Here is a 21,820-nt window from a genome sequence, read left to right as displayed (position 1 = left end):
GACACAAAAATGGCTAGATTGCCATATATGCAAGAACTTGAGGGCTGTAGCATCTTTAAACCATCCGCGCACCTCATGTAGGCTGATGACGGTATTTACATTGCAATTAACTAAAATCTTTAATAGGAATTGAAACCAAGTATAGTAAAGGTTTGGATTCTCAAGTGCTAGGTATTAAATAATACAAATTAGGACAGTAAAGGTGATTCCATCATCCAGCTTGAGGGCTGTGATATTATGGGAGACTGCTGCATACATTTAGAAAAACTAGAAACTGAATCGATCATGGCCCTCACGCAACTGCGGAAACAAGAAATAATTTCCAATTACCAAGTTCACGAAACCGACACTGGCTCGGCCGATGTCCAAGTTGCCATGCTCACTGAGCGCATTAACCGCCTCAGCGAACATCTTCAGGCAAATAAAAAAGACCATTCTTCCCGCCGGGGACTGTTGAAGCTAATTGGTCAGCGCAAGCGTCTTCTAGCTTATATATCGCAGGAAAGCCGGGAAAAATATCAAGCTTTGATTGCTCGCCTCGGTATTCGTGGATAGGACTACCGCTTATGTCTGCTGAAGAATCTGAACGCAGTCGCTTGCCCTTTGAACCAAACAAAAAGCGCCAAAAACCCGCTAAAACTCAAAGTAAACCAGCAGCACAGCCACAAGAATCTGCCAAACAGGCTGATAAAAAAGCGCCTTACACCAAACAAGAGATGGCAATTCCCCAAGTAGTCAGCCAGCGGATGATCCGAAGGGTAGCTGGGTTCTCTGGTGTACCAACAGCTTTGGGCATTAGCGCCCTGGTTATTAGCTATCTGCTTGCTATCTACTCTGACATCCGACTACCTCCCATCGCCGTGCTATTGGTGAACATGGGATTATTTGGTTTGGGGGTCTTAGGGATAACTTATGGCGTTCTCTCTGCCTCTTGGGATGAAGAAAAAGCCGGAAGTGTGCTGGGTTTGGGTGAGTTCAACACCAATTGGGGACGAATGGTGGCAGCTTGGCGCGAAACTCGGCAAAAAAACTCATAATGAACGGCGCTCAGGTATTACGTAACTGCGGTATCGGGTAAATGAAGAAGTGAATGTTGAAGTTGAAATTTTATAACTTCAACATTGCTAATTAAAATTATATAATTCTTTTTATACCCTATATACAGTTATTTAGTAGTAAAACTACTGACTGAGCGCTATGTTTTGTCTATTTATTTTGTAAATAAATTTTATTTTGAACTACTCGTAATTAGGCTAATAAGCAACAATAAAGTTAGCTCATTTACAGAAAATTTTACTCAATTAATCAGGAACTTTCACATGATTATAGTAATGAAAACTGGTTCTCCAGAGGCGGAAATAAACCGCATTGATGAGGAACTAACTAGCTGGGGGCTAACTCCAGAAAAAATTGTTGGTCAACACAAAGTAGTTATTGGTCTAGTAGGTGAAACTGCTAACTTAGATCCACTACAAATTCAGGAAGTTAGCCCCTGGATTGAGCAGGTGTTGCGGGTAGAGCAGCCTTACAAACGAGCCAGTCGCCAGTACCGCCACGGCGAAGCTTCGGAAGTGGTGGTTAATACTCCTAATGGAGCGGTGGTATTTGGTGAACACCAGCCTTTGGTTGTCGTTGCTGGCCCCTGCTCCGTAGAAAACGAAGAAATGATTGTGGAGACGGCGCGGCGTGTCAAGGCAGCTGGAGCCACATTTTTGCGCGGAGGGGCATACAAACCCCGGACTTCACCTTATGCCTTCCAAGGACACGGCGAGAGTGCTTTAGATTTGTTGGCAAAGGCGCGGGAAGTGAGCGGACTAGGTATTATTACAGAAGTGATGGATGCCGCTGATCTGGACAAAATAGCAGAAATTGCTGACGTGATCCAGGTGGGGGCAAGAAATATGCAGAATTTCTCCTTACTCAAAAAAGTGGGAGCGCAGCCGAAACCAGTTCTCTTGAAGCGGGGAATGGCGGCTACTATTGAAGATTGGTTGATGGCAGCCGAGTATATTTTGGCATCTGGTAATCCCAATGTGATTTTGTGTGAAAGGGGAATACGCACCTTCGACCGCCAGTATACGCGAAATACGCTGGATTTATCGGTAGTGCCAGTGTTACGAAAGCTGACTCACCTGCCAATTATGATTGACCCCAGCCACGGTGTAGGTTGGTCTGAGTTTGTGCCTTCAATGGCAATGGCTGCGATCGCAGCTGGTACAGATTCCCTGATGATAGAGGTTCACCCCAATCCTGCCAAAGCTTTATCTGACGGGCCCCAATCTCTGACACCAGAGCGTTTCGATAACTTGATGCAAGAATTGGCAGTAATTGGTAAAGCGGTGGGACGCTGGCAGCAACCAGCAGTGGCTCTAGCTTAAAATTTAGTTGCAACTTATTGCTAGGCATAAATAAATTAAAGTTTGTAGTCAGGACTTGAGTTTTGATAAATCGGAATAAGCGATAAATTGCTCACTACAAACTAGGATTTTTTTGTGTGTTTAATTATGCCTACCTATTTATTGTAAATATGAAATAATGCCCCTTTAGAAATCTTCTAAAGGGGATTTTTAAACACTGACTAAAGCTATGGAAAAAGAAATCTGCAATTAATATTGATGGACAATATTTTTTTGCAATTGTAAGACTTTTTATCGATATACATAGCGAGCAGGTATCCAGTGGCGACCACGATTTGTTTGCACCCAACGTCCAGGAACCAATATCCTCCTTCTCGCTTGAACAGGGGTATGAACTCTAACTCGCAATGGTCTTCTGATTATTCTAGCTGGAACCGATCGCCTAACTGGTCGTCTGATCTGAGCATCGGCTTGAAAAGGAATAAAGGTAACAGCAATTGGTAAAATCAGCGATGCAGTAGCAAGGATTCTTTTAATACTCATTCGCAAACCTTCCTTTTATGATATTGATAGCAAAGAAATTAATAGTTGGCCAAATATTAATCTCTTTGACAAAGAAATAATAGGACTGAAAAGAGCTATACACTAGTGAAAAAGGTAATTAGTTGAACCGTGACTATTGTCATGGATAAAAAATGTAAAAATGACTTTGATTTTAAATAAAACTATTTTTACAGGATAGGACTGTTAACACCGAAAATTTCGATTTTAATGTTTGTGGCAGTGCCTACCTTACGGCAAGATGGTTACTACAACTCAATTTTGCCACCTAAAAAAAAGGGACGGGCAAAATACCTATCCCAGAAAATTCACTTTTACTGAATTGATAGCAAAACTTTTATTGTACTTGTGTGGGGAAAGCACCAGGTTGCACAGCTATGTTAAGATTCTGTCCATTGCGACGTAATTCCATACGTAAATCGCCCCCGACTTGGCTATTTTCTACTGCCTTTTGGACACTGCTAGCATCTGTGACTGCTTGACCGCCAAGCGTTTGGATCACATCACCAGCACGTATCCCTGCTTTTGCAGCTGGTGAATTTGGTACAACTTTTACAACTAATACACCTTTATCTTCATTCACACTCAAACCGCTATTGGGATCTGAGTTGATATTTTGTTTTAGCTGAGGTGTTAACCCCACCATCTGAATTCCCAGGTAAGGATGTTCTACTTTACCTGTAGCTATTAGTTGACTGGAAATGCGTTGTGCTGTGTTGATAGGAATAGCAAAGCCTAATCCTTGTGCCCCTTGGATAATGGCTGTATTCATAGCAATTACCTGGCCACGGGAATTTAGCAGGGGGCCGCCAGAGTTACCGGGATTAATAGCGGCGTCAGTTTGAATATACTCTACTCGCTTATCGGGAGCGCCGATTAGATTGCTACTGCGTCCGGTGGCACTGATGATTCCGGTAGTTACTGTATTATCTAATCCAAGGGGGTTGCCGATCGCGATCGCCCATTCTCCTGGTTGTAGCTGATCTGAGTTCCCCAAGGCTACTAATGGTAGATTATCTGCCTGAATCTTGACGACAGCAACATCGGTCAACTCATCTTTTCCTAACACTTTTCCTTTAAAGCTACGCCCATCTTTGAGTGTAACTGTCACCGTATCAGCACCATCGACTACGTGGGCATTGGTGAGAATACGACCATCAGCACTAATAATAAAACCGGAACCAGTCCCACGTTCTACCCGATTCTGTTGTTGTTCTGGTAGTTGAGAGCCAAAGAAGCGTTGAAAAAGAGGATCGTTAAACTCATCTGGTATCTGGGTTTTTACGGTTCGGGAAGAGTCAATTCGCACCACAGCTGGCCCGACTTTTTGCACAACCTGTGTAACAAAATTAGGATCTGTGGCTGCTGGCAATGGAGGAGCGGCATTGACTCGACTCACTGCCAAATTAGATGCACTCTCAGACACCTGCTGAGAATGTCCAGCCATATAGCCACCTGCTAATGTCATACCCGATCCCAGTAGCACCAGCGATAGAGAGGCGGCAGCCTTTTTCCAGGGTGCTCGATTGTGGTATTTAGTGTCAGCAGTGTTGGATAAAATGCTATTTGATGGGTGTTCTCCATCGCGAGATTGGTTTTGCATTACTGTCTGGAAGGATATTTAGATGTATTACTAATGTAGATATTATTTATGACAGTTTTGTTGCGGAGGTATTGCATTGTTGTGAAAGGTTTGGTATTTTACCTATCGCATCTAACCTTACTGCATTTTTCAGGCATTTAGACCACAATTGAGCCGGGGAGTAGGGAGTGGTGTAGTTTAATTACTTGAAAAGCGCTGTAACTGAACTGTATTGGAATATAGTCATTCGTAAGGGCACACAAATGTGTGCCCCGATCGCGTGTTCCATCCATGCCTGAAGGAATAAAATGGCACAGGGGAAAATCTTACTTAAGCCTGGTACTTTATGGACAAGTGTCAAACAGCAGACGGAACATGCTTTACAATGTGGGGCGTTGCTGTCGATACCAACGGAATTTGAATTTGTCGAACAGGATAACGTGCGCTTTTTAGTACGGATTTTGTCTAACCTGAATCGTAAAAAAACAGCCGACGAAAAACAGAAAAAACAATCTGCGAAATCTGGTCAAGAATTTAATCCTTTCTTGCCCTACGAAAAGGATTTATTTGTAGCGGATATTTCCGATACCCATGTATGTATTTTAAATAAATTCAATGTTGTTGATTATCACCAGCTAATCATCACCCGTGGTTTCGAGGAACAGGAAAGCTTACTCACCCTAGAAGATTTTACTGCTATGTGGGTGTGTTTAGCTGATTTCGATGGTTTAGCATTTTACAACAGTGGCAAAACCGCAGGTGCTAGTCAGCGACACAAGCACTTACAATTAGTTCCCCTACCACTTGCACCTTCAGGGTCGAAGATACCTATTGAACCTCTACTGAGGGCAGCAAAATTTCAGGACTCAAGCGTAACTTCAGTAAAACTTCCTTTTATACACGCTTTTGCACCCCTAGATCCTGATTGGGTGCAGTCGCCATTCGTAGGGGGCCAAGCAACACTGGAAGTTTATCGCACCTTGCGTCATGCCGTGGGTTTAGATGCCAGACAATTTGGTGCTTACAATCTGCTAGCGACACGAGAATGGATGTTGATCGTACCGCGATCGCAGGAGCATTTTCAGTCTATCTCTGTAAATTCACTAGGATTCGCTGGGGCTTTGCTAGTGCGAAATGCAGCAGAAATGGAGATTCTCAAAGCTCAAGGGCCGATGACCATCCTCAAAAATGTTGCTGTATCCTCATTAAGTTAGTGCGATGTCTCTCTTTAAAAGTTCGTACCTACTTAAACAAGTGATATCTACAGCCCTAAAACGATGTTTTAAAAGTTTTATTGTCGGCAAGACTTGTCGGGTTTTGGGGAAAAGGGGAAAGAAAAAACCTTTACACTTTAACCTTTTCCTCAAATAAAATTCCAGTTTAAAATCCAAAAACCGAGCAGGATTTGCTATTGAAGGAATCAAAACGTTCTAGCTCCTTTAACAAGAATGTTAGCCAGGTAAGGTTTTTTGCTGAGTCATATCAAGTTCGGGTGATTACTAATAATAAAATTTATCAATGTAGGTTGGGTTGAATGGCAGTGAAACCCAACATGAACAAGGATCAAGCGTTGGGTTTCGTTCCTCAACCCAACCTAGAGATGTTATAAGTATTTAACCAACCTGATATCAATCTCAAATTATTACTCAGGCTTTTCAAGGTATAAAACTTTTCCCTAGTCTTGTTGTTTTTGATTTTTTTGAGAGTGCGCGAGAGTGAAAAACAATAACAACTTAACTTCTGTGTGGTGAGTCCAGTTAAACTTTTATTTAGGATGCTTTGCTATTATTTTCTTAAATACTAGATTTATGGATTCTTCTCAGATTGAAACAGGTGCGCCTCTTTCTATAGAAATTGCTCAGATTGCTTCACCACCAATAACACTCTCTCCTACCTCAACATCCACTCCTCGTATTTCTAAAGATGCTATTCGCACCAGTTTGAGGGCTTCCACTGTCGATGGTGTTTTCGCAGCAGTCTTCTCTATTGGCACTGGCGGAATTTTGCTAGGTAATTTCTTGGTGGAGTTGGATGCCACTCCGGTAGTATTTGGCATGGTGAGTTCTATCCCCATGTTGGTGAATCTGTTTCAGCCGATGGGTGCTTATCTGTCTGAACGCAGCACTAGCCGCTTTCAGTATTCCCTTCGTACTCATGGGATTGCTCGGCTACTGTGGCTGATTTTAGTAATTGGCATTGTTAGCTTTAGTGGAGGAGGGCTTAATTCCAACCAATTAGTGATATTGTCACTTTTGATTCTCGTATGCAGCCATTTTATAGGAGGACTAGGAGCTGCATCGTGGTTAAGTTGGATAGCAATGTTAGTACCACGGCAATTGCGAGGTAGATATTTCGGGCTACGCAATAGTATTGCCAACTTCACCGAGTTGGTCACCTTGCCAATAGCTGGTCTAGCTGTATCACATTGGTATGGGGGATCTATCCAAGGTTATGGAGTGATTTTGTTCTTAGGCATTTTCTTTGGAATTGTGAGCTTGGGGTGTCAGTATTTCCAGGTAGATATGAATCCCCAATTACAAAATACTTATTATGCTAACTCATCTCAAACAACTGAGATTAAGTCAGACTCAGTACCAAATGAACCTGGTGAGATATCTGAAGCAATCAGTCTGCCACAAATACCAACTCCTCAAAACCATATAGATAGCAGCATTTGGAAAAACTCTAATTTTTTGGTGTTTCTGCTTTATTTCGGCTCATGGACGTTTGCTGTTAACCTGAGTGCCCCGTTTTTCAACCTCTACTTGCTAGATACGCTGAACCTGGATGTAAGTTGGGTAACTTTCTACAACAGCCTGCGAGCAGGGGCACACATGCTAATGCTCATCGTGTGGGGTAGATTAGCAGATAAAATAGGCAATCGTCCGATTCTAATTACTACTGGAATTCTAATTGCAGTCATACCCTGGCTGTGGCTGAGGATGGGTTCTAGTCCTCTCGACCTCTGGTTGTGGTTACCGCTGTTACACATTTTTATTGGGGCTAATTGGGGAGGAGTTGACTTGTGTAACAACAATCTCCAGATAGAGATTGCACCAGTTAAAAATCAGTCTATCTATTTTGCGATCGCAGCAGCTGTTGCTGGGGCAAGTGGGGCTTTAGGAGCAACTATAGGTGGCTTCATTGCTCAATTTGCTGGGTCTTTTGGCATAGCTGAAGTGTTTGTTGTATCTGGTATATTACGATTAGCATCACTTGTCCCTCTCATTGTTAAAAAAGATTTGGGTAGTTAGAGTGAAATTTGTTGGTTGCAAATGTGAACAAACAATGTCGCACTCAGATTGGAGATTTCTCCACCTATAGAAAGAACTGCTAACTTACATCTTTACTCTATACTGAAAAAGTTTTGTGACATAGTGACAAAGTTCATGTCAGTAAAGCAGGTTTTAGAAATCTGTTATTACATAAGCTGATATGCATTTAGTTTGCATTCTGGTGGTAACTTCTGTTTCAATATGCAATTTGAATGCCAATTAGTTTATCTGATCCAAAACAGTTAAATTTCAAAATCTGAAAAAGTTACGATGCTCAAGGTAAACACATCAAAAATTAGCCTCCAACAAGTTGAAGCTTTCGAGCAAGACGGTGTTATCTGCGTTAAAAATGTTTTGGATAACATCTGGGTAGAACGGATGCGAGCAGCTGTTGACAAGAATGTATTAATCCCTGGCCCTCTAGAAGTTAAGGGCATCCCCAGAGCAGAAGGTCGTGTGGAACATGCCAGTAGCTTATGGCTCACTGATACTGATTTCCGTGCTTTGGCTTTTGAATCTCCGCTAGTAACGCTCGCTGCTCAAGTTTTGAAATCGGAAAAACTGAACTTTTTGGCTGACGGTTTTTTTGTTAAAAAGCCGAAAGCAAACAGCCGTGTCGGCTGGCATAACGACCTACCTTACTGGCCGATACAAGGCTGGCAGTGTTGTAAAATTTGGCTAGCTTTAGATAGTGTTAACCAAGAAAATGGTCGATTAGAGTACATCAAAGCCTCTCATCGATGGGGCAAAGAGTTACGTGAAGGATCAAATCCCTCCTGGTTTGCAGAGCCACAGCCTCACGAGATTTTGTCTTGGGATATGGAGCCTGGAGATTGCTTAGTTCATCATTTTTTGACAATTCATCATTCAGTAACTAACATATCTTCCACACAACGACGTGCAGTAGTCACGAATTGGACTGGCGATGATGTTACTTACTATCAGCGCCCAAATGCATGGCCTTTTAGACCTTTTAATGAAATTGATCTACCAGAATTTAATTCATTCAAAGCCAAAAAAGCTGGTGAGCCGATAGACTGCGATATATTTCCTAGAATTGAACTGCATCGCTAATCTAATAAAAAGTCTTCAACTAGATATGAGCCGCTAGGATGTAATTCTATCAAGTTCATTAAGAATGTTGCTATCTATATCAATGTCAAATTTCCGAGCAAAATGAGCAGATGATGCGATCAAATTTGGCAAGTCTTCCATAAGCAATGTCTTTGGATGACAGCCTCCGTCCGACCAATCAATATAGCGGCGACGGTCGTTTTGCAGCTTGAGATGAGGTGCATTAGCAAGTACAGTTTGAAAATACGACTCATCTGCATATTTCAGCTTACTGTAATACAAGGTTAATGCATTTCTCTTGCTGTGAAAATCGATAATGTACTTAGCAGCTTTGCTATTGGCACAAAACCATTGACTTCCACTGAAACAAGCAATTTTTTTTGAAAAAGGAAGGAAAGGTTTTGTTAATAGCGGATGTTCTAAGCGGATTTCTATATTCAGGTTAGTAAAATATTTTTTTGAGTAATTAAAATCAAACGACTTTGTACAGTATCGTTGGTAGGAATTTTTCAGCCATAACATATTTGGTTTTAAATCATGTTTATAAGTCTTATATGTGATTTGTTCATACTGAATATAAGCATCAAATGAGCTTGAGGCTAAATCATCCAATATTTGTCTTGCAGTTTTAATGGGATAGTCTGCTCCACTAAGCAATACAAACCAATCCGGTGGTTCTGGAACCTCATACATTAATTTAAGTGCCTGTATTGGAGCTTCTACTAAAGAAAAGTTTGCCCACTCTGTCTGGATATGAGGGCGTACTAAGAACACATTTTTTGACAGAGTATCTACAGATAAATCGCATTTTGAAAAATCATGATGACACACAATTACAGGATAGTTAAACATCCTATTTAACTTATTGATTAACCTGTAAATTTGTAGAGGTTTTGTATGAGTGAGTAAAATAAAACCTATTGAATTACTAGGATAATTAGACATTTGCTTAAATTGTATGGCTCTTAAAAAGATTTTTCTCAGAAAGGATTAGCATCTTTCACAGGAGAAAATAAGAGAAGGCAATTGCTTTGAGTCTTGGAAAATAATTTATGAACTAAAAATTTTTGCAGAGTGTTTGGACTTGGCGTACCTCTTTCTTACGAGACGCTGCACGAACAGGGAAGCAAGCTACGCGTATCGTCTCATAAAGAAGCGATCGCTTCTCTATCCACTACAAAGAGAAAAACCTCTGCCGATAAATTTACGATCAATTCTGCAACGCCTTTTTATTACTGCCCAACGTTTCATTGATAGCCATCATTAATAACTCATTTATAGGGATTCCCACTGCTTTCGCCATAGAGGAAATCACGCTTTTGGGGGCAAAAGAACAATACAACCCGGCTTCTAAGAACCAAGGTTCTCCCTGTGGGTCGATTCGGAAGTCAAATAAACTGTAGTGGCGACAGCCCAAAGCCTGATGACACTTCTTAGCCACTTGCTGAACCTTTCGGGTAATTGGGTCGTTAGGGTCTACGATCCAAGACTTCTTATTATCTTTAGCAGCAAAACCCAAGTTGCCATCGTCCGTTTGTTTGAGTTTATCAGCATGGTTGCGGATGGGTTTTTCGTGGGAGTCTAACAGATACTCTTCAAGGGGTAAATCCACTAGCTCCCCGTCTTTGACAATGATGCCGCATCTGACTTCTCGACCTAGTTCGATGAATGCTTCTACGATCACCTCATCTGCATATTCAAATGCTTTCTTCAGAGCAGCATCATAGTCACTAGCCTCTTTGACTAAGGTCACCCCTAAGGAGTTGTCGGAACTTACGGGTTTAATGATTGCTGGAGGTGTAATTGTTGGAACATCTCCTTGGCGAAGTAGTTCTCCATGAGGCACTTTTACCCCTGCTGCTTCCACAATTGCTTTAGTTCTGGCTTTATGGGCCGTTATTGCCATGATATCTGGAGTATTCCCTATGTAAGGAATCTGGAGCAGATCGAATAAAGCGCGGTATTCAGTCATTCCAGGGATACAAAACATTTGTGGTAACACGAGGTCAATGTTTTGCGCTGTTATAAACTGTATGGCATCAGACAGAGGAATCGGTTTGGTATCAGCAATATCTTCAGGACTGAGCGAGGGAGGAAATCGCCAGTGGCGATCGGGTGTGATGTATGCAATCTGGAAGTCATAGCGCGATCGATCAACTGTTCCTGCTAGACAGTCTTGGGCGTAAAGGCGTGACAAATCACAGTAAAAATCATTGTGTGCAGACCCAACTAAATGAAGGATACGAAGTACTGGCATGATTTATCTTCCTATGTATTGTTTTGAGAAGTAGGCGATCGCCTTAAAATCAACAGAAATTAATCTAAATGTTGAAGAAAGTTAACACTAAATAATCAAAATTAAAATTGGATGTAATTTTTTCTGGCGGGCGTTGCATATTTGCGGGATGATTTTGCTAGTTTTGTGGGATGGGCATCTTGCGCGTCCTTTGTATTTTAGGGTGGGCGTCTCGCCATTAGTGTCAACTTAAGGTTAAAACCTATTTGTCAACGATAGGTTTTGTTAGGAACGAAGTATAAAGGTGAACTTTTTTCTGACTTTTATACGCAAGCTGGGAGTGATGCTAATAAACAAAGCATTAATAGTCCATGAAAAAGTTCGTTTTTTGTCCCTTTCAAACCGAATTTTTAAGCCTAAATGCTTATTGACATAGGAAGTTTGAGCTTAACTTGACACCTATGGCGTCTCGCCCGCCCTACAAGAATCATCCCTTGATTCAGCAACGCCTTTTTTCTTTGTGCCTTTGTGATGAAACACTAAGACACAAAGATGAAAATAGTTTTCTAATCGCCACCTAATTCAACTAGTTTGCCAATGTTGAAGTCTATTTTTACCCAGCCTTTGAGTTGTTGCAGATTTTTCAGCAGAAGTAAAGGAATCTGCCAGTGATGCAAAGTCAAAAATGGCACGGGATCATCAAGGTAGTAAATGGCATCCGTTCCTCGCACTATGGTTTTAATCGATGTTTGTAGTTGTTTCCAGGAACGGATACCAGTTAGTCGCCAGATTTCGTGATATATCCAGTAGGTGGGCTTGCTACTAGCTAGGGGTTCTAGAGGTGCATCTAGGGGAGTTTTACCAAAATAGGCGTCTGCAACCCCAGGGTGATTGTAGAACATTGTGATTGCTGAATGCGTGCGAGGATTGCATTCAATAGCATAAGCTGTACCGTCTTCAGCTTGGATAAAGTCGAAAGATACTTGTCCAGTCAATCCCAAACGATTGACAAAGTGTTGCACCCATTCACGGACTTGGGGATTTTCGACGTTTTCGTAATTAATTTGAAACGCAGAAGAGTTTGAACAGCAATGCAATCTTAATTCCCCGTCCCGCACTGTACTATGAGTGCATAATTCTTTGCCAGGAATAAACTCTTGCATAATCCAAGGTTTTTCTGGACTGATGGGTAAACTGTTGACAAAAGCTGCTGTCTCTTCTGGAGTGTCGCAAGGAAGTTTGGTTAAATTTAAGCGGCGAACAGAGTCGTAATTAATACTTTTAAGAATATATTTGCGGGTTTCTTGACTAAAGTCAAAGTTAATAACTTGTTGAGGATCTGTGATTTTAAATGACTTGGGGACAGATAAACCAAGCGATCGCGCCTGATCGGTAAAGGCAAATTTATCATCCAACATCTTGGTTACATCTGCATCAAAGTGGAAAACTTCGCAGTATTCTGATAATGCAGGCTTTGCTAAAGAGTCGTAGTAACTAGCTACAGGACTGCATACAGGTACGTAAACGTCAACCTTTTCTTGCTTAACGATTTCTACTAGCGCCTGGATATAGCCTTCTGGATCTTCTTGGGGAGCAGGAACTGTGTAAAAACGACTGACAGCCTTTGAAAATCTATGACCAGACAACCAGTATTTGTGACCTTCAATCAAAATAACTCTGTGTCCTGCGGCATGGAAGGAGCGGGCAAGTTGCAATGCTTTGGTCATCTTGGCTCCACTCACCAAGATAGTCTGAGGATGAGCAGCTACGATAGCTTTTTTCGTAAACGGCGATTTTACAATGCCCCACAGCAAAGATATCAATACTATCAAAGCATTGAACGGCAAGGCTATTAGTAATAATGTCAGAGTACCGAGAGTCTTGAATAGAGCTACTACCTTTACCCTGACACCTGTCGAGGGCGTTGTAGATTGAGGCAGAGATAAGGAGATTGATTGTGTCATAAGTCTTTGAAAGTAGAAAGAGCAGGGGAGGCAGGGGAGGCAGGGGGAGCAGGGGGAGAAAGAATTGTCCCCTTGTCCCCTTATCCCCCGATTACGTCACACGTCTAATTAGGGTGACACCATCTCGGATGGGTAACAGAACCTGCTCTACACGAGGATCGGCGGCGACAACACGGTTGAACAGAGCGATCGCTTCACCATTGGCAGTGCGTTGTTCCGATGGTAGGTAAACTTGTCCTTGCAACAAAGTGTTATCCACGCAGATTAACCCTTCAGGAGCTAGCAAGTCACTAGCCAAGATGGTCTGGAAGTATTCTACATACTCCTTTTTATCGGCATCGATGAAGATCAGATCAAATGATTCTTTTCTTGCAGCGAGCTTGTGGAGTGTCTCTAAGGCAGGTGCTACTTCCACAACGATTTTGTTGCCGTGGGGAGATTCACTAAAGCAAGCTTGAGCAAATTGAGCTACATAGGAGTCAACTTCACAACCGATGAGTTGCCCATCCCTTGGTAGTGCCTCTGCCATTGCCAAGGCTGAATATCCTGTGAACATTCCTACTTCTAGGATGCGCTTTGCCTTGGTCATGTGAACAAACATTTTCAATGTCTGTCCTTCCAGATGTCCTGACAACATCTCTTGTTCTAGTTGACGCACTGTTTCACCATCGCTGAAACGTTTGCTCCAGTCTTCTGTGCTGGTTTTTTGCGCCAATGCTGTCAATGCATTCGATTCCGGGGTGGTGTAATCATCTAGATAGGGATCTAAACCCGCGGCTAATTGAACTCCCTGACGGAGAGAATCTAATATCTCTACGGGAATATTGCTCTCTTCTGCTAATTTGAGGGTTTGCTGTAGCTGGGCTACTAAGATGCTGTGTGGCGTTATTGGTCTAGCTGTTTCTCGTCCTAAAACACTTGTCATTTCTTCACACTCCCAAGAGTTTGGCTTCTTGACTTTCAATGTAAGCGTCAACGCCTTCTCCACCGCGAGGGTATTTAGCACAAAGATGTTTATGTTCAGCTAAGGCAGCATCTAGTTCTTCACGAGTCAGATCGTTAGCAAAGAAGCACTCACCAATGGGACGAGGCATAGCTGCGCGTTGTTTGCCATCTCGTGTCAAGCTAATAGACTGGGTTGCATCCCACAGTAAATCACCATCTAGTAGAGGATGATCGAGTGATAGACCGATACGACTCATTAAGTCTAGGATGCGATCGCGCTCTCCTGTTGGAATATAGCCTCGTTGTGCTGCAATAGTTGCAGACAAAGCCATATCTATATTGACGGCATGACCATGATATAGAGGTATGTGAGGCGCTAATTCTAGGGTAGGACTCCAAGTGTGACCGTAGGCAATGACGCGATCGAGGTCTATTTCATGCAAGTTTGGAGTTTCTAACTCCAGCATGGTTTTGATTGCCTCATAGTTGAGTTTATGGGCAATTTCTTTGAGTTCCGGTGTCCCATTCACGTGTCCAAAGTGAGTGGAAAGAAGTTCTTCGCCATATTCGTATAGCAGTTCAAAAACTTGCGAGTTAGAAACTACAGCGATTTTTACTAACTCTGCCATCCCATTACGGACTTGAGCCGTTGGCAAGGTTTTCAAAAATGAGAAATCCAGGATCACTTTCAAAGGTGCATGATATGCTCCCAAGCGATTTTTCAACTTGCGATGATTAACTGCAACTTTAATCGCTACACCTGCATCGATTAAACCAATCAATGTGGTAGGAATGCGGATGAAATTACTCTTGCGACGGTAAGCAGCACAAGCAAACCCAGCCACATCAGTAATTAAACCACCACCGACGACTAAGACTGGTTCCTTACGAACTAAGCCAAAGTCCGAAAAAGCGTCAATAATTTTCTCAAAGCTTGCAAGGGTTTTATCTGGCTCTGTAATGATGATGGGAAATACTGTGAGATCAATGTCATAGTGTCTAAAATATGACCTGATCTGATTGCCATAAAGTTCATGGACGTTGGCATCAATTACAGTCAGACAGCGACCAAATTTCGCATAGCTATCTGCTATTTCTCTGTTGTTAATATCAAATGCACCGTTCACATAGACAAGACTAAAATCGATTTTTTCGTAACCTTGCACGTGAAATGCAGCTTCCGTAGCTTCAAAGGATGCTTGAACTTTATTCATGTCTGTTGACCTTGTATTTATTGCAACTGAAAAATTGAGAGATTCCGGTAATAATTGCGATTTACCCAAATGCACGCCAGAAACAAATTATGCTCTTTATTGTTTGAGATTAAAGGCATGACAAAGTTAGCTTTCAATCAAAAGCCAACGCTTATGGCTGACTGGCAATGTTATTAAACAACACCATTCATTTGAGTAAATTCTGTAAGTGGGTTAACCTTTAATTCGCCTTAACCTCAAGCTAGCCAACTAGCCCCACTAGTAATATCTTGGCATAATACTTGCCTGTTTATTCCGGGATTGTTGACTTGAAATTTGGGAAGTTCATCTTAATCGTAATTAAGATTTATTCCACTATGTTTAACCTAATGGCTTTCCAACTGTACGATCCCGCAAAAATTCTACGCGAGAAAACTGTTCGTATCGTTGATCTCCAAGTTTCAATTTAAGATTAGAACCCTGATTAATCGTTAGTTCGCTGTTCTTTAGCATTAGTATCAAACCTTATATCACTAAATTCTCTACATTTTATTTGGTTCAGAATCACAGTAGACTTTTAGGGAGTTTATCTGAATTTTCGTTAACTCCACTATGTTTGTCTCTAGTAACTTTCTGACCGTTAGACTTTCCAAAACTCTTATCTTAGTAAACTATTCATACTTGTCTATTATTGTCTATCTCCAGGCTGACATTTTAGATGGAGGAATAATTAATCCTCAGCTAGCTATTTTTGAGCATTAGTCTCAAACCATAAAATGGCTAAAAACAAATATGAATCACTACACTCTATGCAGAATGACAGTAGAATCTCTTTTCAATTCGGTCAAGTTAATGCTCAGTATTGAACATACCTACCTCAGTAACTCTTGAAAATTCAGAATTTAAGTATATCTGAATTACTAGTAACAAAACTTTAACTTTATTAAGGAACGGTTGTGTATGAAAAAATTTCTAAGTTTGCTTGAATTGGCCTTCTAGTTCTATCTAAATTAGGTTGCTTTAGCTTAAACCAGCAAAGATTTACTGGTTAGTAACTTAAAAGCTCAATACAAATCATAACATTAGAGCTATACAAATCATAATATATTTAAATATATTTAAGTCAATCCACCATCCGAAGTGTACTGAGCAAGCAAATATTTTAAAAAAAGTATGTCTAAAGATAGATATTTTATATAGCAGCGATATTTGGGGCATTTACCAGTGGTAAAATTCCCTGCCGTCGATGAAAAGCTTCTCTTGCGAAAGCGTTAAAGCATAACAGGTAAGATTCTTTCTGCTCAAAGAGGCGGTTTCTAGATGCTGCTTGCCGTTTTTTCATTTGTGTCGTCTATTTTGACTCTCGATTCCAAAGCTTTCGCCACAACAGTCAGGTAATAAAATCTGAGAATTACCCTCACCTCCACAATTCACAGTCAACGTGATAATTTGGGCATCTCGTAAATTGTCGCTACTTATGACTGCACCGGTTCCAGAATTCATCGCATAGGCTGGAAAGCACGCCGCACTTAAACTTAGACGCAAGGCGTTACCTTTGGCAATTTGCACACAAGTCGGTTGCAGTTGAATTGTTGTAGAGATGTTACTTGCACCGTCTCGACAATGTACATAACCTTGGGTCAAATTATACACGCACCCATCAGGATAAACTTCTGATAGCACCGCACACAAATCATAACTAGGTTGATCGGCAGTACATGAGATTTTTGCCACCACATCTCCTGCCAAATGTAAATTTTCTACCAAGGGTTCACTAGTGTAAGTTAAGATATCGCAACGGCAATCAATATGCGATCGCTCAAATACACCCGCAGGAATTGCTGCATGACCACCCAGAGCTGGAACTGGTCGCCAAGGGTCATGAACCAAATAGTCATGGGTGCTGAGTTCTGAGCTTTGAGTAGTAAGAGTTCCAGAGTCTTCGCGGATGCTGGCAAGTCCGCTTGTTGACAAAAAATAGGATTTGTCTGTTGGTGTAGGTAAATTGGAGAAGGTACGCCACAAATTACTTCCCATCTCGAATAGGCAAACAGGTGATTCATCCAATAAACCTGTATTTTCGCCTTTGAGAAACTGATCAAACCAGCGGACTTGCATCTTATCTACAGGACTCGCCGCTTTTATACCAAAGTCAATTTCACCAACTTTACGACCCCAAGGCAAATGCGCCCAAGGCCCAACTAGCAAATGTTGGGGTGTAGTGCTACGGGCTGCCATATCCTGATATAAATGCAAAGTGCCGCGCAGGTAGGTGTCAAACCATCCTCCGATATGGAACATAGGCAAATCAACAGATTGCAAGTGCTGTTTAGGCGAAAGTTTTTCCCAGTATGCATCTGGTTGGGAATGTGCCAGCCATTCATGGTAAAACGAATCAGGAGCAAGTTGCTGGAGAATTTCTAGATTAGTCAAAGGCAAATTTCGAGAAGCGGCAAACAAGGCTTGATAGGCTGTTTTATCTCCTCGCAAACGGGCGCTTTCTGTAGCTAGTTGAATTGCCCAAGCGAGATTAGTTTGTAAACAGAATGCGCCTCCTTCATAAGCCCAATCTGTGTACAAATCATAGCCAATCATGGCAGGGCAAATCGTTGTGAGGGCGCTGGGTTGATTAACTGCGGCATATAGCTGAGTCATTCCTTGATAGGAAAAGCCATACATACCAACTTTGCCATTGCTAGAAGGTAGATTTGCCGCCCAATTTACGGCATCTTCGCCATCTGTAATTTCGTGAGTAAATAGCTGAAACTCGCCTTCAGAAGTGCCACGTCCTCGGACATCTTGAATGACTACGATGTAGCCGTGGGCAGCATACCAAGTAGGATGGGCATAGACAACAGTGGATGCGATCGCTCGTCCGTAGGGTTGTCGCATCAATAAGACAGGAAACTCACCATCAGCATCGGGACGATAGATGTCTGCATCCAAGCGGACTCGATCACGAGTGTGCATGGAGGCAGTTTGTTTGGGAAGGACTTTGAGCATGAATACGATCGGGGGAATTTCAAAAACAGGTAAACTATGCAGCGATCGCTTCGCTGTTGCTTGGGCACACTACTCGGATAAGCATTTTTTTCTCCCCTGCTCCTCCTGCTCCCCTTGTCTCCCCTGCCTCCCCTGCTTAATTTCTTAACCGAATTTGTCTAGTTAATAGCTGCTAATTTTCTCTCTAGGTCAAATAAAAAGCCGTGAATATATTCCTCAGTCCATTCCGCACCATAGAAACGTTTGAACATGCCTCGTGCTGGGTCTTTTTCAGCCCGATATCGCAGGTATCGCAGTTGGGCTTGCTCAATGGCTGCTAAATTTTGGGAATCTGTTACAGCTTCTGCCTGCTCCACGAAATCTAGATAAGCTTTCAAATAGTCTTTGAAAGCAGCAAACACCTGAGTTTCTACTACAGCCGTTTCTTGGGGACGAGTCCACAGAAAAGCCGGAGAGAAAAAGGGCTGTGCTTCTTCGGGAAAATCTCCGCCCCAAGACAGATGTTGTTGATGGGCGTGGAAAATCGGCAGAATTGGTTCAGTATATTTCGCCTGATATGCTGGATCATCGCGAAATAGAGGCTGCATATCCAAAGCAATCAGATGTCCTCCGGGTAATGTCACCAGATCCGCCCCAAAAAATGGTAAATCGTAGTTGAGGCGGGGGAAAATCACAAAATTCAGTACTTGCAGCGAATTGCCACCCTGTACATGAGCGGCACGAATTTGCCGCAATTTTGAAGTTTGAAAGGCATAACTTGTTGTGACAACCTCTTCCTGATTCTTTCCCTTGCCCACAACAGCACTCTTGGACTCAAACCCAGCGGGGATAGGATAGGGCTGTAAATCCAAGCGCGATCGCATGTAGGCGATCGCATAATCGAGAAATGGCTGATAGAGTGTCACGTCGCTTTGCTCCGAATTCAAAATTCACGCATTCAAAATTAATAATCCCCAATACCCTTTTTCATTCGGTTATCTTTTGCTACCACTAACTGCTAGGGGAACAGCATCTTCAAACAAGAATTCATGGAGAAAGCGCTCTGCCCATTCATGACCAAAGTAACTGCTAAACAAACCAGATGCTGGATCGCGGTCTGCACTATATTGGTCATAGTCTTTTTGGGCTTTGACAATCCGCTGGATATCTTCAGGGTCTTGGAGTGGTTTGGCATCTGCTAACATTTGCCAATACAAGTTTAAATAATCCTGAAAAGCTTCAAAGACACGCGTTGCCACTGTTTCAGGATCTGTTTTAGCAAACAATAGGTACTTAGAAAAATACTGGTTGGCATCGTAAAACTTCATTTCTAAGTTTTGTGCCAAATCAGGGTATTTATCATGGAGAGATTTTAGCGGAACTATATATTTTTTTTGATAAGCTTCATCCTGAAATAAAGGCTGAAAGTCAAGCACAATCAGATTTTTGACTTTACCAAAGGATAAAAAGTCAATCCCTAACAGAGGTAGATCATAGTGATGACTAGGATAAACCACACTGTTAAAAATTTGGGCACTCTCTCCGGCATCAATGTAGGTATAGCGAATTTTCCGCAACTCTTGACATTGGTGACACCAACTGCGAATAGTTGCTGGGTTTCTGCCGCGATCGCTAACTTTGAATTCCAAACCAGGGGAAATGGCCCTACTTTGTAAATCAAACCGCTGAAATAGCTCTTTTTCTAAAAATTCCAGGAAAGGCTTATACATGGAGCATGATTTGTTAACCCTTGCATGAAAATAAGTGATGGCGATCGTGCACGTCTCATTTATGAGAAACAAAGCAACATTCCTTAATGGGGAATTGGTCATTGGTCATTGGTCATTGGGCATTGGTCATTGGTCATTGGTCATTGGGCATTGGTCATTGGTCATTGGTCATTGGTCATTGGTTATTTGTCATTAGGTATTCTAGATTATTCTTCCCAGTCCCCAATCCCCAGTCCCCAGTCCCCAGTCCCCAATCCCCAATCCCCAATCCCCAATCCCCAATCCCCACTAACGCCTAGCATGATTGCGACCGATCATTTGCTCCAGAACTTCTTGAGAAACACAGCGACGCTCAGAGCAATAAGTCATCAAGTTGATTCCGTTCATCATTCGTACTGTGCTGACTCTGACACGAAAATCATCTGTAATAAACCAACAACGTTCCTGACCTTGATTGTTGTCATAGTCAGTATCAATCGTCAGCACCCCATCATCAGCAAACTGATATCGGCTCACAACTGGAATGCTCTCAACATAGCCTTGGTTACGGATCAGTTTTCCAGAACGTCTCGTTTCGTCAGGAATATCAACCAAAATGGCTGCATTATCGGTATTAGGGAGCCTGGTATCTAGGTTAGCCTGCCATGCAAAGCTAGCACCGCCTGTTGCTTTAGTCGGGTCTATCCCTTGGGCTTTACAAACTTCTTGGACTTTCGGATCATCCTTTTCCATGACTTTAATGATCAAATTCGACTCTCCCGACTCATCCGCCGCCGAGTCAAAATGATGAACGGAGCGTTCTGTAAACCATGTACCCTCACTTTTACGGAAAAAGTCGATCATTGTCAAAGGCGGTATTATATGCATCTGTTTTGAAACCTCGTTTGATCAAATTTTGGCGTTATTGAATACTGAGCGATCGGATGAAGTCCCGATTTCGCTAAAGTGTAGAATAACTCCAAAAGTTATATTCTAATCAGCTGATGACAAATAGTGAAATTCAACTTATTACTAGCGAACGTCCCAGTCCAACTCCAGAAATCTTAACAGCCCTCAAAAAAGGAATCCCTCTGGATTGGGTCGATTTGTACCAATTCAATCTAAAGGAAGTCGATTTCCAACAAGCTAACTTGAGTAAAGCCAAGCTATTAGGAGCCGACCTCAGTGAGGTGGTCTTGAGTAATGTCGATTTGAGTGGGGCTGATTTGCGAGGTGCTAATCTGCGAGGAGCCGATTTGAGTGGGGCTAATTTGCAGGGAGCCTATTTAAACCGTGCTGATCTCCAACAAACAAATCTCAGTGGTGCAAATTTGGAGGGAGCCAAACTCCAAGTAGCGCTTTATGATACACAAACGCAATGGCCCCCAGAATATAACTACAAAGCTTCTGGAGCGGTAGGGCCGGGTGCTAATCTCAATGGTGCTTTTCTCAATACTGCTTCTTTACGAAATGCAGATTTACAAGACGCTAATCTGCGTGGAGCCTACCTGAGTGGCGCTGATTTGACAGGAGCCAATTTGCAAGGTGCGGCTTTGAGCGGTGCTGACCTGACAAAAGCTTATTTGACAGGAGCTTGCTTGCGAAATGCTCGACTGACTGGAGCCGATTTGCGGGATACAGACCTGCGAGCAACTGACCTCAGTGATGCAGAGATGGAGCATCTTCAAAGTATCGCTGGGGCAGATTTTACTCTTGCTCAAGGACTCACAGAAGCAACGAAAGCCATGCTTTCCAGCCGTCCACATTCAGAACTCGACGTTTGGAACGCCTACACCCGCACAACAACCCGTGAGAGTTTGAGTGCTTGACCATGCCAATTTTAGGCGCAAGCTACACTCCTTGTGAGCGAAATAAATCCAAAATCTCAGTTGCGCTTCCAGCGACCCAAAATCCAAAATTGTTTGACCAGTTGTTTTGTAGT

Annotated in this window: 20 protein-coding genes; 8 read left to right on the top strand and 12 right to left on the bottom strand. The window is 42.3% G+C overall.

Annotated features, from left to right (window positions below):
* Positions 1–285 precede the first annotated feature (285 nt).
* The 3 genes from rpsO to aroF all read left to right on the top strand — a co-directional run bounded on the left by rpsO (position 286) and on the right by aroF (position 2,378).
* Entirely contained in the window at positions 286–555 is a 270-nt protein-coding gene (gene rpsO / locus HWQ44_RS31800) for a 30S ribosomal protein S15 (protein ID WP_041565894.1), read from the top strand.
* Positions 556–566: 11 nt separating this feature from the next.
* A complete protein-coding gene (locus HWQ44_RS31795; RefSeq protein ID WP_292726212.1) occupies positions 567–1,037 on the top strand; it encodes a PAM68 family protein in 471 nt (156 codons plus the stop codon).
* A 282-nt stretch (positions 1,038–1,319) separates the two neighbouring features.
* Complete coding sequence (gene aroF, locus HWQ44_RS31790; protein WP_292726210.1) at positions 1,320–2,378, top strand: 3-deoxy-7-phosphoheptulonate synthase; 1,059 nt, start codon at positions 1,320–1,322, stop codon at positions 2,376–2,378.
* 270 nt (positions 2,379–2,648) lie between these two features.
* Here aroF and HWQ44_RS31785 read toward each other — a convergent pair whose 3' ends face one another.
* Together HWQ44_RS31785 and HWQ44_RS31780 are read right to left on the bottom strand one after the other, a co-directional pair.
* Positions 2,649–2,900 carry a hypothetical protein gene (locus HWQ44_RS31785; RefSeq protein WP_292726208.1) on the bottom strand — a complete coding sequence of 84 codons (252 nt, stop codon included), beginning with the start codon at positions 2,898–2,900 and terminating at the stop codon, positions 2,649–2,651.
* 355 nt (positions 2,901–3,255) lie between these two features.
* Positions 3,256–4,521: an HhoA/HhoB/HtrA family serine endopeptidase gene (locus HWQ44_RS31780; RefSeq protein ID WP_292726206.1), complete on the bottom strand. Its 1,266-nt coding sequence runs from the start codon at positions 4,519–4,521 to the stop codon at positions 3,256–3,258.
* Between the two features lie 287 nt (positions 4,522–4,808).
* Here HWQ44_RS31780 and HWQ44_RS31775 point away from each other — a divergent pair, with 287 nt between their 5' ends.
* The 3 genes from HWQ44_RS31775 to HWQ44_RS31765 all read left to right on the top strand — a co-directional run bounded on the left by HWQ44_RS31775 (position 4,809) and on the right by HWQ44_RS31765 (position 8,849).
* Entirely contained in the window at positions 4,809–5,714 is a 906-nt protein-coding gene (locus HWQ44_RS31775; protein WP_292726204.1) for a phosphorylase, read from the top strand.
* Between the two features lie 594 nt (positions 5,715–6,308).
* Complete coding sequence (locus tag HWQ44_RS31770; RefSeq protein WP_292726203.1) at positions 6,309–7,754, top strand: MFS transporter; 1,446 nt, start codon at positions 6,309–6,311, stop codon at positions 7,752–7,754.
* A gap of 291 nt (positions 7,755–8,045) precedes the next feature.
* Positions 8,046–8,849, top strand: a complete 804-nt coding sequence (locus HWQ44_RS31765) for a phytanoyl-CoA dioxygenase family protein (RefSeq protein WP_292726202.1) — start codon at positions 8,046–8,048, stop codon at positions 8,847–8,849.
* 33 nt (positions 8,850–8,882) lie between these two features.
* Here HWQ44_RS31765 and HWQ44_RS31760 read toward each other — a convergent pair whose 3' ends face one another.
* From HWQ44_RS31760 to HWQ44_RS31720, 9 genes are all read right to left on the bottom strand, one after another.
* Positions 8,883–9,794, bottom strand: a complete 912-nt coding sequence (locus tag HWQ44_RS31760; protein ID WP_292726199.1) for a beta-1,6-N-acetylglucosaminyltransferase — start codon at positions 9,792–9,794, stop codon at positions 8,883–8,885.
* Between the two features lie 265 nt (positions 9,795–10,059).
* A complete protein-coding gene (locus HWQ44_RS31755; protein ID WP_292726196.1) occupies positions 10,060–11,106 on the bottom strand; it encodes a D-alanine--D-alanine ligase in 1,047 nt (348 codons plus the stop codon).
* Between the two features lie 545 nt (positions 11,107–11,651).
* Positions 11,652–13,049 carry an ATP-grasp domain-containing protein gene (locus tag HWQ44_RS31750; protein ID WP_292726194.1) on the bottom strand — a complete coding sequence of 466 codons (1,398 nt, stop codon included), beginning with the start codon at positions 13,047–13,049 and terminating at the stop codon, positions 11,652–11,654.
* A 91-nt stretch (positions 13,050–13,140) separates the two neighbouring features.
* A complete protein-coding gene (locus tag HWQ44_RS31745; RefSeq protein WP_292726192.1) occupies positions 13,141–13,974 on the bottom strand; it encodes a class I SAM-dependent methyltransferase in 834 nt (277 codons plus the stop codon).
* 4 nt (positions 13,975–13,978) lie between these two features.
* Positions 13,979–15,208, bottom strand: a complete 1,230-nt coding sequence (locus tag HWQ44_RS31740; RefSeq protein WP_292726190.1) for a sedoheptulose 7-phosphate cyclase — start codon at positions 15,206–15,208, stop codon at positions 13,979–13,981.
* A gap of 1,171 nt (positions 15,209–16,379) precedes the next feature.
* Complete coding sequence (locus HWQ44_RS31735; protein ID WP_292726188.1) at positions 16,380–16,529, bottom strand: hypothetical protein; 150 nt, start codon at positions 16,527–16,529, stop codon at positions 16,380–16,382.
* Positions 16,526–18,190, bottom strand: coding sequence for a CocE/NonD family hydrolase (locus HWQ44_RS31730; protein ID WP_292726186.1), 1,665 nt, complete (start codon positions 18,188–18,190; stop codon positions 16,526–16,528). The genes HWQ44_RS31735 and HWQ44_RS31730 overlap by 4 nt, the downstream gene beginning before the upstream one ends.
* 158 nt (positions 18,191–18,348) lie before the next feature.
* Complete coding sequence (locus HWQ44_RS31725; RefSeq protein ID WP_292726185.1) at positions 18,349–19,095, bottom strand: phycoerythrobilin:ferredoxin oxidoreductase; 747 nt, start codon at positions 19,093–19,095, stop codon at positions 18,349–18,351.
* A 69-nt stretch (positions 19,096–19,164) separates the two neighbouring features.
* Positions 19,165–19,899 carry a 15,16-dihydrobiliverdin:ferredoxin oxidoreductase gene (locus HWQ44_RS31720; RefSeq protein WP_292726183.1) on the bottom strand — a complete coding sequence of 245 codons (735 nt, stop codon included), beginning with the start codon at positions 19,897–19,899 and terminating at the stop codon, positions 19,165–19,167.
* A gap of 86 nt (positions 19,900–19,985) precedes the next feature.
* On the opposite strand from HWQ44_RS31720, the gene HWQ44_RS31715 reads away from it, so the two are divergent.
* Positions 19,986–20,198 (top strand): hypothetical protein, encoded by a 213-nt coding sequence (locus tag HWQ44_RS31715; RefSeq protein WP_292726181.1) that lies wholly within the window; start codon positions 19,986–19,988, stop codon positions 20,196–20,198.
* Here HWQ44_RS31715 and HWQ44_RS31710 read toward each other — a convergent pair.
* Positions 20,188–20,766, bottom strand: coding sequence for a phycobiliprotein lyase (locus tag HWQ44_RS31710; RefSeq protein ID WP_292726179.1), 579 nt, complete (start codon positions 20,764–20,766; stop codon positions 20,188–20,190). The genes HWQ44_RS31715 and HWQ44_RS31710 overlap by 11 nt on opposite strands.
* A gap of 116 nt (positions 20,767–20,882) precedes the next feature.
* Here HWQ44_RS31710 and HWQ44_RS31705 point away from each other — a divergent pair, with 116 nt between their 5' ends.
* On the top strand, positions 20,883–21,707 hold the full coding sequence (locus tag HWQ44_RS31705) for a pentapeptide repeat-containing protein (protein ID WP_292726177.1): 825 nt from the start codon (positions 20,883–20,885) through the stop codon (positions 21,705–21,707).
* The last annotated feature ends 113 nt before the right edge of the window (positions 21,708–21,820 follow it).

It is taken from the genome of Nostoc sp. JL34 (assembly GCF_017114945.1).
GTDB lineage: Bacteria > Cyanobacteriota > Cyanobacteriia > Cyanobacteriales > Nostocaceae > Nostoc.
The sequence above is the reverse complement of the archived record's forward strand: the minus strand, read 5'-3'. Positions and strand labels throughout refer to the sequence as shown.